At 53.4% G+C, this 11,671-nt stretch carries 14 protein-coding genes and 1 riboswitch; of the genes, 7 read left to right on the forward strand and 7 right to left on the reverse strand.

What is annotated here, in order from left to right:
• Positions 1 to 13: 13 nt before the first annotated feature.
• The 3 genes from ABLV17_RS03805 to ABLV17_RS03815 all read right to left on the reverse strand — a co-directional run bounded on the left by ABLV17_RS03805 (position 14) and on the right by ABLV17_RS03815 (position 2,746).
• A complete protein-coding gene (locus tag ABLV17_RS03805) occupies positions 14 to 1,738 on the reverse strand; it encodes a flotillin family protein (protein ID WP_259678471.1) in 1,725 nt (574 codons plus the stop codon).
• 20 nt (positions 1,739 to 1,758) lie between these two features.
• On the reverse strand, positions 1,759 to 2,388 hold the full coding sequence (locus ABLV17_RS03810; RefSeq protein ID WP_271032106.1) for an OB-fold-containig protein: 630 nt from the start codon (positions 2,386 to 2,388) through the stop codon (positions 1,759 to 1,761).
• Between the two features lie 217 nt (positions 2,389 to 2,605).
• Complete coding sequence (locus ABLV17_RS03815) at positions 2,606 to 2,746, reverse strand: hypothetical protein (protein ID WP_271032107.1); 141 nt, start codon at positions 2,744 to 2,746, stop codon at positions 2,606 to 2,608.
• Here ABLV17_RS03815 and glgS point away from each other — a divergent pair.
• The gene (glgS, locus tag ABLV17_RS03820) at positions 2,738 to 2,935 is read left to right on the forward strand and encodes a cell surface composition regulator GlgS (RefSeq protein ID WP_087859826.1); all 198 of its coding nucleotides are present in this window, start codon (positions 2,738 to 2,740) and stop codon (positions 2,933 to 2,935) included. The two genes, ABLV17_RS03815 and glgS, sit on opposite strands and share 9 nt — an antisense overlap.
• A gap of 193 nt (positions 2,936 to 3,128) precedes the next feature.
• Here the strand turns inward: glgS and ABLV17_RS03825 are convergent, their stop codons facing one another.
• Positions 3,129 to 3,398 carry an accessory factor UbiK family protein gene (locus ABLV17_RS03825; RefSeq protein ID WP_015369643.1) on the reverse strand — a complete coding sequence of 90 codons (270 nt, stop codon included), beginning with the start codon at positions 3,396 to 3,398 and terminating at the stop codon, positions 3,129 to 3,131.
• Between the two features lie 127 nt (positions 3,399 to 3,525).
• Positions 3,526 to 3,677: riboswitch (FMN riboswitch) on the forward strand.
• Positions 3,678 to 3,782: 105 nt separating this feature from the next.
• Here ABLV17_RS03825 and ribB point away from each other — a divergent pair.
• Positions 3,783 to 4,436 carry a 3,4-dihydroxy-2-butanone-4-phosphate synthase gene (ribB, locus tag ABLV17_RS03830; RefSeq protein ID WP_015703517.1) on the forward strand — a complete coding sequence of 218 codons (654 nt, stop codon included), beginning with the start codon at positions 3,783 to 3,785 and terminating at the stop codon, positions 4,434 to 4,436.
• A gap of 205 nt (positions 4,437 to 4,641) precedes the next feature.
• Complete coding sequence (gene ygiD / locus ABLV17_RS03835; protein ID WP_087859824.1) at positions 4,642 to 5,436, forward strand: 4,5-DOPA dioxygenase extradiol; 795 nt, start codon at positions 4,642 to 4,644, stop codon at positions 5,434 to 5,436.
• Between the two features lie 55 nt (positions 5,437 to 5,491).
• Here the strand turns inward: ygiD and ABLV17_RS03840 are convergent, their stop codons facing one another.
• From ABLV17_RS03840 to tolC, 3 genes are all read right to left on the reverse strand, one after another.
• On the reverse strand, positions 5,492 to 6,652 hold the full coding sequence (locus ABLV17_RS03840) for a glutathionylspermidine synthase family protein (RefSeq protein WP_015703515.1): 1,161 nt from the start codon (positions 6,650 to 6,652) through the stop codon (positions 5,492 to 5,494).
• 5 nt (positions 6,653 to 6,657) lie between these two features.
• Positions 6,658 to 7,329: a DUF1190 family protein gene (locus tag ABLV17_RS03845; protein WP_015369647.1), complete on the reverse strand. Its 672-nt coding sequence runs from the start codon at positions 7,327 to 7,329 to the stop codon at positions 6,658 to 6,660.
• Between the two features lie 166 nt (positions 7,330 to 7,495).
• On the reverse strand, positions 7,496 to 8,977 hold the full coding sequence (gene tolC, locus ABLV17_RS03850; RefSeq protein WP_213793603.1) for an outer membrane channel protein TolC: 1,482 nt from the start codon (positions 8,975 to 8,977) through the stop codon (positions 7,496 to 7,498).
• Between the two features lie 195 nt (positions 8,978 to 9,172).
• Between tolC and nudF the strand changes: the two genes are divergently transcribed.
• From nudF to yqiA, 4 genes are read left to right on the forward strand one after another with little or no spacing between them, the layout of a single operon-like run.
• Complete coding sequence (nudF, locus tag ABLV17_RS03855; RefSeq protein ID WP_015369649.1) at positions 9,173 to 9,802, forward strand: ADP-ribose diphosphatase; 630 nt, start codon at positions 9,173 to 9,175, stop codon at positions 9,800 to 9,802.
• A 1-nt stretch (position 9,803) separates the two neighbouring features.
• Entirely contained in the window at positions 9,804 to 10,226 is a 423-nt protein-coding gene (locus ABLV17_RS03860) for a DUF1249 family protein (protein WP_015703512.1), read from the forward strand.
• Between the two features lie 24 nt (positions 10,227 to 10,250).
• On the forward strand, positions 10,251 to 11,078 hold the full coding sequence (gene cpdA, locus ABLV17_RS03865; protein WP_087859822.1) for a 3',5'-cyclic-AMP phosphodiesterase: 828 nt from the start codon (positions 10,251 to 10,253) through the stop codon (positions 11,076 to 11,078).
• A complete protein-coding gene (gene yqiA, locus ABLV17_RS03870) occupies positions 11,078 to 11,653 on the forward strand; it encodes an esterase YqiA (RefSeq protein WP_087859821.1) in 576 nt (191 codons plus the stop codon). The genes cpdA and yqiA overlap by 1 nt, the downstream gene beginning before the upstream one ends.
• Positions 11,654 to 11,671: the final 18 nt, after the last annotated feature.

The raw sequence follows: 11,671 nt of genomic DNA on the forward strand, positions 1-11,671 counted from the left end.
TAGGGGGCGCTTTTTATTCGGCCGGGATCGTAGATGGCTGAGAGGGTTGATTTTGCGGAACGGCAATGAAGTGCGTTGCTTCGTTTGTCGGCGCGGTTTCGGGTATCGACGCGGTTAATGGCGCTGCCAGCGAAGCTAAAGAAGATCCTGAAAGGCCAACTTCATTTAGCAGTGAATCAATTAGCGGCGCCTGGGCGCGGTAGGTTAGCGCCGCCGATAGGGCCTGCTCTGCCAGATTGCCGCCGCTTGCGCTTACGCCGGTATTTTCCGCACTTCCGCTGCGGTTGAGACCGTCGACCTGAATAATCTTGATACCTTCGATCGATTTCATCGGTTCAACAGATTTCTCGATAACCGCTGGCAGCGATTGCAGCAGCGCCAGTTTGAACTTCAGGCTGGTTTGCTCATCGGACAATACGTTAATGGCATCGTTGAGCGCGCGTTGCGCTTCTGCTTCCGCCAGACCTTTTTTCTTGGTTGCCTCCGCCAGTTCGACGATGGCCGCGGCCTGCAGCTCAGCGGCCTCTTTTTCCGCTTTTGCCCGTACGGTTAATTCGACGGCCTGAGTTTCTGCATCCTGCGCGGCGGCGATTAATGCAACCTGTTTTGCACGGTCGGCTTCCGCGGTCTGTCGCGTGGTTTCAACATTTTGCTGCGCTTTAACGGCAGCGGCTAATGCTTCGTTAGCCCGCGCTTCCGCCTGAGACTGCTGTTCTGATTTTGCGGCGATGGCGATAGACTTCGTCTGGTTTGCAATTTCCGTCGCTTGCTGTTGCTCAATCTCTTTAATGCGGATTTCCCGCTCGGCTTCCACTTTTTTCGTGCGCACAATCTGCTCACGTTCAATTTCGCTTTCCTGGATCTGACGCTCAGCCTGGATACGCGTTTGCTCAGCTTCACGGTGGCGTTCAGCTTCAAAGGCGGCAATTTTAGCGTTTTGCTCAGCGGTACGGGTTTTCACCTGCTGTTCCTGCTCAAGCGTCATGAAGGATTCTTGTTGTTCAATCTCGAGTTTACGCGCCAGCGCATCGCGGTTTTTTTCCCGCACAGCGACTTCAACGTCTTGCTCTACTTCATTACGTTCGCGGCGACGGCGTTCCGTCTCCTGAGTGAGTTTTGTTAAGCCCTCGGCATCAAAGGCATTATTGGGATTGAAATGTTCTTTAGACGTTTGGTTGAAGTTGGTTAACGAGACGCTCTCTAATTCCAGACCGTTTTTGGATAAGTCTTCGGCAACGGTGTTTTGCACACCCTGCACAAAGTTTTCACGGGTATCTTGTAACTCATGCATGGTCATCTGCGCTGCCGTAGCGCGCAGGGCATCAACGAATTTATCCTCGACCAAAATGCGCAGATCCTCCGGTGATAATGTACGCTGGCCCAGCGTTTGCGCCGCCGTCGCGATGCCTTCCTCGGAGGGCTTCACTCTGACGAAGAAGGCGACGACGACATCCACGCGCATGCGATCCTTGGTGATAAGGCTATCGGCGCTGGAACGGCTAACCTCAAGTTTCAGCGTGTTCATATTGATCGGAATGATTTCGTGGAAAATAGGCATTGAGATAGCCCCGCCGCTCATCACCACTTTTAACCCGCCAAGCCCTGTCCGGACAAACGCTTGTTCTGCTGAAGCCCGACGATAGAGTCTGGCGAAAATAATACCGATGATTAATAGGATTATTACCGCGATGCCGGAAGTAAACATCCACGAGGGCAATAAATTGCTCAAGCTATCCATGAAAAAATCTCCTTTTTATATTATAAAATATGTGGCCAGGGATTCAGTTCGGCCAGGTACCGTGTTGGGGTCAGCCTGAGAACGATAAGAACGCGATCCCCTTTTTTAAACTCTTTGCCTTCCTCTGGCTCCAGTAATAAGTAATGCGTTTGGCCAAATTTATCGGTGAATTTCCCTTCGCATGGCCAACCATGTTTAGCACTATGGCCGGTGATAATTGCCATGTTGCCAATAAAATCATCTTCCGTTATTGCCGTCGTTTCATCCCGAGGCAGCCAGGGGGCGATCGTCTTTCCTGTGTAATGTACTGCGATACCTGCTAACAACAAGCAGATAGGGGCTAACAGCATATTACTCAAAGGTGAGTCGGTGAGGTTGACCGTTACGTGTTGGGCGATGATCCCAAAAAAAGCAAAATAACCCGCGAGCAGGCAGAGAACAATCAGCGCCGGAATTCGCCCTATATTTAGATAATGAAGTGCCTGTCCTATATTACCGGAGGATAACGATTCGAAATGAATCAAGTGAGCATCAATAACGGTGGATAATAGATGTCCAAAAATAAGAGAGATGATTTCTAACAATCCAATCATTATGACAAATGATAAAGCAAATAGATAAGGGTTGTTGTATTCGGAAAGTAAATCCATGGCTCTCCTTATTCACGGAAGTATTGCAAATAAAAACCTAATCGCCGCAATTAACTTTATCAATAAACTGGAAAATAAAATAGATCATAACGTCATTACTTATCGTGTTTTTTGCATTTAGGAAAATATTTAGTGGCATTAATTACTGTAATGAATGGTGCTTGAGGGGGGGCGTTGGCAGAGCGTGAGATCACATTTTTAGATCTAATGATGGTGTTTATGATTTAGCGCAATAAATAATCTGGTTAAGCGCATTTTTCGTACAAAGTGCGTTAAGGTAAGCGTAAATACTGAAGCTAGTAAAAGGCATATGACCAATCAGAACGCCAACGGCTGAAGGAGTATGCGGATGAACCATAACGATATGTATTCTATGAAGAACTTCGATTTTCTGGCACGTAGTTTCGCCAGGATGCACGCACAGGGCCACTCGGTTGATCTTCAGGCTATTGTCGGCAATATGGATGAGGAACATCGTGAATGGTTTTGCCAACGCTATGAGCTTTATTGTCGCCAGGTGAATAGCACGGCCGAGCTAGAGCACTAAGCCAAATGAAAACGGGCCATCAGGCCCGTCAGACTGCTGACAAAGAAGGAAAAAGCGTGGTTTTTCCTTCTTTGTGGTTATCAGCCGAAAATCAATAAATTGATTTTCGATGTTTTTCATCTGCTGCAATCTGTAACTGCAAAGGTTGCATGAGATTTGTCATCAATCTCAAACGGGCCATCAGGCCCGTTTTTTATTGCTGTTCTTCGCTCTTCGGGGCAGCTGAGCGGCTTTCCAGATCGCTAATGCGCTGCTCAAGTAAAGCCAGCTTTTCGCGGGTGCGCAGCAGAACCTGTGTTTGCACATCGAACTCTTCGCGGCTGACCAAATCCAGGCGAGTTAACTGCGATTGCAGTACCTGGCGGATTTTCTTTTCTACGTCATCTCCAAGATCGCGAAGGCCTTTCGGCATCGATTCATGGACCTGGCGGGCGATTTGTTCAATTTTTTTCGGGTCAATCATGGCGGATTCCTGCGCTGGTCTAGTTACAGTTCATTGTAGTGCGAACGGGAGCGCCTATAAACCACAAATGTCAGATGTATAGCGAGTAGCCATTGATGAAGATAGTTAATGGCGTTATAGTTATCTCGCTTATTCTCAGGGCGGGGCGAAATTCCCCACCGGCGGTAAATCAACCTATGCGTTGAAAGCCCGCGAGCGCTTCCTGTGAAAACGGGAAGGTCAGCAGATCCGGTGTAATTCCGGGGCCGACGGTTAAAGTCCGGATGGGAGAGAGTAACGGCTCAGTCGGATTACGATCCGCTTGCGTTGACTTTTGCCGCTAAACCGGCACTCCTAAGACTGCCCTGATTCTGGTAACCATAATTTTAATGAGGTTTTTTTACCATGAATCAGACGCTCCTTTCTTCTTTTGGTACCGCTTTTGAACGTGTGGAACACGCTTTAGACGCACTGCGCGAAGGCCGCGGTGTGATGGTGCTTGATGATGAAGACCGTGAAAACGAAGGCGATATGATCTTCGCCGCCGAAACCATGACCGTTGAGCAAATGGCGCTGACCATTCGTCACGGCAGCGGCATTGTCTGCCTGTGCCTGACCGAAGACCGCCGCAAGCAGCTTGACCTGCCGATGATGGTGGAGAACAACACCAGCGCCTACGGCACCGGCTTTACCGTGACCATCGAAGCGGCAGAAGGCGTAACCACCGGCGTATCCGCCGCTGACCGCATCACGACCGTGCGCGCCGCCATTGCCGATGGCGCGAAACCTTCCGATCTCAACCGTCCGGGCCACGTCTTCCCGCTGCGCGCGCAGCCAGGCGGCGTAATGACCCGCGGCGGCCACACTGAAGCGACCATCGACCTGGTGACCCTTGCGGGCTTTAAACCGGCAGGCGTTCTCTGTGAACTGACTAACGACGATGGCACCATGGCGCGCGCGCCGGAGTGCATCAAGTTCGCTCAGCAGCACAACATGGCCGTGGTCACCATTGAAGACCTGGTGGCTTACCGCCGCGAGCACGATCGCAAAGCCAGCTAAGTTGCCGCTGCTTTGATGACAAGCCCACTTTACGGTGGGCTTTGTTGTTTCTGGGGCGAGCTAATATGCTTTCTCTGCGGGTACATGGGAGAGATTTTTCACCTTCAAATTTTCTGATGATGATCATCACGCTTATCTGAGTTTATCTGCGGCTAAAAGCGCGTAATGTGAAGGAATCAAATACTCCCTACTGAAGGATACCATCATGTCCCGTACCCGTATGCCAGCGTTGTTTTTAGGCCATGGTAGCCCGATGAACGTGCTGGAAGATAATATTTATACCCGCGCCTGGCGTCATCTCGGCGAAACGCTGCCGCGTCCAAAGGCTATCGTGGTTATCTCCGCGCACTGGTTTACCCGCGGGACGGGCGTGACGGCGATGGAAGCGCCGAAAACCATTCATGATTTTGGCGGTTTCCCGCAGGCCTTATACGATACGCATTACCCTGCGCCGGGATCGCCGGAGCTGGCGCAGCATCTGGTTGATCTGCTGGCGCCGGTACCCGTTGCCCTCGATAAAGAGGCGTGGGGTTTTGACCACGGTTCGTGGGGCGTGCTGATCAAAATGTACCCTGATGCCGATATTCCCATGGTTCAGTTAAGTATCGATAGCACCAAGCCCGCGGCGTGGCATCTGGAGATGGGGCGTAAGCTGGCGTCGCTGCGTGATGAAGGCATTATGCTGGTGGCGAGCGGCAACGTGGTACATAACCTGCGCACCGCACGCTGGCATGGCGAAAGTACGCCGTATCCGTGGGCCGAGTCGTTTAACGACTATGTGAAAGCGAATTTAACCTGGAAAGGGCCGGTCGACGCGCATCCGCTGGTGAACTATTTAAGCCACGAAGGCGGATCGCTCTCTAACCCAACGGCTGAGCACTTCCTGCCGCTGCTCTATATTCTGGGGGCGTGGGATGGCGAAGAGCCGATAACGATCCCGGTCGAAGGGATGGAGATGGGGTCGCTAAGTATGCTGTCGGTGGTGGTGGGCGCCGCGTAACGGCAGCTATCGCACATGAAAAAACCCCGGCCACTCAGGTTGCCGGGGTTTGCCGTTATTCGACGAAAATGTGCGGATAGAAACGCGAAAGATCCTGGGTGATCAGCGCCCGATCTTCACGAATGCCGATCCCGGCAGGCTGGTCGTTAATAAGCCAGCTGCCAATCAGCGTATAGCTATCGCCAAATTTCGGCAGCGGATAAAACTCCTGCACGATAGTGCCTTCTTCCCCGTATGGGCCTTCCACCGCTTCCACCACTTTGCCATTTTCAACGATTGACACGTTAGCGCCTTCGCGGGAGAAAATCGGCTTAATGACGTACTTTTCAAGCTGCGGATGGTTATCTTCGCTGAAGTAAGCCGCCAACAGGTTAGGGTGGTTGGGGAACATTTCCCACAGCATCGGCAGCAGCGCTTTATTGGAGATAATGCTCTTCCACGCAGGCTCCAGCCAGCGTACGCCGGCGTCTTCCAGCTTGGTGGAGAACATCTCGCGCAGCATAAATTCCCACGGATAAAGCTTGAACAGATTGCCGATGACCTGATCCTGCAAATCGGTAAACTGGCCTTTCTCGCCAAGACCGATATCTTCGATATACAAGAACTCGGTGGCGACGCCCGCTTCTGCCGCGCAGTCCTGCAGATATTGCACGGTGCCGCGGTCTTCAACGGTATCGCGGCAGCAGGCCATATGCAGCAGCTGGAAGCCAAACTGTTCACGCAGCTCGCCGAAGCGTTCAATCAGTTTTTCCTGCAGGCTGTTGAACTGATCGCTGTCGGCAGGCAGATTACCGGCGTTAAGCTGATCTTCCAGCCAGATCCATTGAAAGAACGCTGCTTCATATAGCGAGGTTGGCGTATCCGCGTTGTTCTCCAGCAGCTTCGGCTCGCCCACGCCATCCCAGGCCAGATCTAGACGCGAGTACAGCGACGGCTGGTTGGTTTTCCACGACTGACGCACAAAGCCCCAGGTGTGTTTAGGGATGCGGAATTTGGTCATCAGCTCGTCGCTGGCGATCACTTTCTCAACGACCTGTAGACACATTTGATGCAACTCGGCGGTGACCGCTTCGAGCTTTTCAACCTGCGCCAGCGTCAGCTTGTAGTAGGCCTCTTCGCTCCAGTACGGCTCGCCGTACATGGTGTGAAAATTGAAGCCATACTCGGTCGCTTTCTCGCGCCAGTCCGGGCGCTCGGTAATGCTGATTCTTTCCATGCCGCTTAACCGCCCATCGAGCGTGAAGAGGAGCTGGAGCCCGCGGCGCTACGCTGCATCGTCGATTGCTTAGCAACGGATTCGCCAAAACCGCCGCGGGTGACGGTCGTCGTGGTGGCCGGCTTCGGCGCCATCGCGGTTTTCGGCACGTTCATGGTACGACCCGGTTGCGCCGCGCCGTAACTCTTACCGCTGGCATCGGTGTACTGGCCGTAGGCCGGGCTGGCCGGGTTTTTCGAACTAAACAGCGGCTGCTGCGCGGCCATGCCACCGCCCATCAGGCGGCCCATCATGTAACCGGCCATCAGCGGCATCCAGAAGCTGCCGCTGCTTTGCGCCTGCGCCTGGTTTTCCGGGGCGACGCCCGCCTGAGCCGGCGCCTGCTGGCATTGGCCTTCGCCGAACTCGGCGACACAGTCTTCACGGCTGGCGTATTTCGGCGCGGTGCGCGCGGCTTCTTTCACCGCGTTATTGTAGGCGGTGGTGCACTCTGCGGCTTTGCTTGGGTTAGCCGCGGAGCAGTCATCGGCGTTCTGATACAGAGAAACCGTCTCGTCAGTTTTTTCGCAACCGGCGAGCATAAAGACGGCGGTGACGGCAAGGGCGACCGGCGTCAGGTGGCGAGCGCTCCAGCTTTTGCGGAACGACGCATGATTAATATTTTTTGTCCGTTTCATATTTGTCTTCCAGGACCCAGTGGTAGTGCGTTTGTCAACGCTCAGGATAGAGTATGAGTGGTGGAAAATGAAGCGAAAGAGGGGAAAAGCGGGGGTCTTTACGTTGTCTTACGTTTTACGCCCCGCCTGAGCCGAAGGCCAGACGAGGCGTAATCACGTTCAACGATTAGTGACTAAACGGATTGGAACCGCTGGTCTTCGTCGTACGGGCGGCAGCCGGCTGTGCGGAGGCGGTGTTCGCATAACCGTCAGCAGCGGCGTCCTGCTGCGGGTTTTCCGGCGCGACGCTGTCTGGTGAAGTCGGAATCGCTTTACCCAGCGTGTTGTTCAGCGCAATCAGATCCTGCTCGTTCAGCGTACCAAGAGCAGACTTAATGTTCAGCTCGTTGATCAGGTAGTTATAACGGGCGTTGGAGAGCTGCTGCTTGGCGTTGTACAGCGTGGTGGTTGCATCCAACACATCAACGATGGTACGCGTACCCACCGAATAACCCGCTTCCATCGCATCCAGGGAGCTCTGCGCAGAGACCACCGCCTGTTTGTAGGCGTTGATGCTGCTGATGGAGGCGTTCACGTTGTTAAACGACGAACGCACGGTCTGCACCACGCTGCGGTGCGCGCTTTCCAGCTGCTCGCTGGCGCCGACGAAGTTGTACTGCGCCTGTTTCACCTGTGAGTTAACCATCCCGCCCTGATACAGCGGCAGGGTGAAGTTCAGGCCGATTTGGTTCTGGCCGGCATCGTTATCTTTATACTGTTGAATGCTAGTCTGAGAATTAGCATGAGTTTTTGAACCACTATAACTGGTATTCGATACCGAACTTGAAGCGGATAGACTAAGTGTTGGCAAATGACCATCCTGCGCCTGGCGAATCTGCTCACGCGCCAGATCCTGGTTCAAACGCGCCTGCAGCAGCGACAGGTTGCGGTTTTCCGCTTCCTTCAGCAGCGCGTTCACCGCCTGCGGTTTGTTGGTTTTGAAACCGTTAACGTTCAGCGACGCCAGCTCCGGATAGTAGTTGCCGGTGACCTGACGCAGCTCTTCAACGGCGTTGTCGAGGTCGTTACGCGCGGTCACTTCATTTGCCAGCACGGCGTCGTATTGCGAGCGGGCGTTCTGCACGTCGGTGATGGCAACCAGGCCCACGTTAAAACGCTGGGTGGTTTGATCCAACTGGCGGTAGATGGCCTGTTTCTGGGCTTCGGTATAGGAGAGCGTATCGATAGCGGCCAGAACTTTAAAGTAAGCCGTCGCGGTATTCAGAATCAGCGTTTGCTGGTCAGTCTGATAGGTGACATCCTGAATGCCCGCCGCTTTTTCCTGCAGGGTCAGCGCGCGCCATTTCGACATATCGAACAGGGTTTGCGTTAACTGCAGTGAACCACTGGTGACATTGGAATTAAGACCGTTACTGTCACGGAATCCATTGGTATAGGTATAATCCGCGCCCAGACCGAGTTGCGGCAGTAATGGGCTACGCGCTTCGTTGATTTTTTCGAATGCAGCATCGCGATCGGCTGCCGATTTACGCAGATCAGGGTTGCTAATACGCGCCTGCTGATAAACCTGCAACAGGTTCTCTGCCTGGCTCATGGCGCTGAAGCCAGTCAGGCCCAGGCCGATAAGGATGGGAAAAAGTTTCTTCATTTGCATTCCTTGTTGTGAAGCATTTAGCGCTACTCAAATTCTAAAAATAATCGCTGATTGTATCGACTCTGTCGCCGTAAAAAGTTGGCGTTACGTGCCATAGGGCGGTAATTTGCACCAATCTAACATACAGGCTGTAAAACGGTAGCCAAACGGCCTATAAATCCCTACTTTCGGATGAGCAGGACACAGACAATGAGCAAACCCAATCAGCAGGGAATTACCTTCTCTAAAAACGATGTAGAAATTATTGCACGCGAAACGCTTTATCGCGGTTTTTTTTCACTCGATTTGTATCGTTTTCGCCATCGCCTGTTTAACGGCGGGATGAGCGGCGAGGTGACCCGCGAAATTTTTGAGCGCGGGCACGCCGCGGTCTTGCTACCCTTTGACCCGGTACGCGATGAAGTTGTGCTGGTCGAGCAGATCCGCATTGCCGCCTATGATACCAGCGAGAGCCCGTGGCTGCTGGAAATGGTCGCCGGGATGATAGAAGAAGGCGAAACGGTAGAGGATGTCGCCCGCCGCGAAGCGCTGGAAGAGGCCGGGCTTGAAGTTGGGCGTACCAAACCAATATTAAGCTATCTGGCAAGCCCAGGCGGCACCAGCGAACGGTTATCGATCCTGGTGGGCGAAGTTGATGCATCGACGGCAAAAGGCATTCACGGCCTGGCCGAAGAAAACGAGGATATTCGGGTGCATGTGGTGAGCCGGGAACAGGCTTACCAGTGGGTAGAAGAGGGGAAAATCGACAACGCGGCTTCTGTCATCGCCCTGCAATGGCTGCAGCTGCATTATCATAGCTTACGAAACGAGTGGAAATAATATGAAGCGTTATACACCTGACTTCCCGGAAATGATGCGCCTGTGCGAAACCAATTTCGCCCAGCTGCGCCGCCTGTTGCCTCGCACTGAGGCGGTCGGCGATATGGCGAACTATCAGGTGGGTGCGGCGCAATACCGATTAACGGTGGTCGAATCGACCCGCTACACTACATTGGTGACAATAGAACAGACTATGCCTGCGGTGAGCTACTGGAGCCTGCCGTCAATGACGGTGCGCCTGTACCACGACGCCATGGTGGCTGAAGTGTGTTCAAGTCAGCAGATTTTTCGCTTCAAAGCGAGATATGATTATCCTAATAAAAAGTTGCATCAACGCGACGAAAAGCATCAAATTAATCAGTTTCTGGCCGACTGGCTGCGTTACTGTTTAGCACATGGAGCGATGGCGATTCCGGTTTGTTAGCGTCGTGAAACCTAAGGACACCATTTGGAAAGCCTGTTAAACCTACCTCTGGCTGGTGAGGCCAGAGTCAGGATATTACAAATTACTGATACTCACCTGTTTGCTGAAAAACATGAAACGCTGTTGGGTATCAATACCTGGGAAAGTTATCAGGCTGTATTGGATGCGATACATGCCTCACAGCGTGAATGCGACCTGATTGTAGCAACAGGCGATCTGGCGCAAGACCACTCTGCCGCGGCCTATCAGCATTTCGCTGAAGGCATCGCGAGCTTTGCCGCACCCTGCGTCTGGCTGCCGGGAAACCATGATTTCCAGCCGGCGATGTACAGCACGCTGCACGATGCCGGCATCTCCCCCGCAAAACGCGTCCTGTTGGGCGACCATTGGCAAATCCTGCTGCTGGACAGCCAGGTCTTTGGCGTGCCTCACGGCGAGCTGAGCGATTTCCAACTGGAGTGGCTTGAGCATCAATTGAATGCGGAACCAGAGCGCTACACGCTGCTGTTACTGCATCATCATCCGCTGCCGGCGGGCTGTAGCTGGCTCGATCAGCATAGCCTGCGCAACGCCGGCGCGTTAGATCACATCCTGAGCAACTATCCGCGGGTTAAGCACCTGCTGTGCGGCCATATTCACCAGGAGCTGGATCTCGACTGGAACGGGCGGCGGATGATGGCGACGCCATCGACCTGCGTACAGTTTAAGCCGCACTGCGCTAATTTCACCCTCGATACCGTCTCTCCTGGCTGGCGCTGGCTTGAGCTGCATCCCGATGGCGCGTTGACGACTGAAGTCTGTCGTCTCAGCGGCGCCGAGTTTCACCCGGATATCGCTTCAGAAGGATACTGATGTCTACTCTTCTTTATCTGCACGGATTTAACAGCTCGCCGCGCTCGGCAAAAGCGACGGCGCTGAAAACGTGGCTGACGCAGCAGCACCCGGAAATTAACATGGTGGTGCCGGAACTGCCTGCTTTCCCGGCGCAGGCGGCAGAGATGCTGGAAGCTATCGTGCTGGAGCACGGCGGCGAGCCGTTAGGCGTGGTGGGGTCGTCATTGGGCGGCTACTACGCTACCTGGCTGTCGCAATGTTTTATGCTGCCGGCGGTGGTGATTAACCCGGCGGTGCGGCCATTTGAACTGCTGAACAATTTTCTTGGCCCCAATGAGAATCCGTACACCGGGCAGCAATATGTGCTAGAGTCTCGCCATATTTACGATCTTAAAGTCATGCATATCGACCCGCTGGAAGCGCCTGACCTTATCTGGTTATTGCAGCAAACGGGCGATGAAGTGCTTGATTACCGCCAGGCTGTTGACTACTTCGCCTCCTGCCGTCAAACGGTCGAGGAGGGCGGTAATCACGCATTTGTTGGCTTTGAAGATCATTTCACCCAGATTATCGATTTTCTGGGCCTGCGCTAAGCGGTTCAGAACGACCTA

The sequence above is a fragment of the Klebsiella sp. CN_Kp091 genome (assembly GCF_040065095.1).
Taxonomy (GTDB): domain Bacteria; phylum Pseudomonadota; class Gammaproteobacteria; order Enterobacterales; family Enterobacteriaceae; genus Klebsiella; species Klebsiella aerogenes.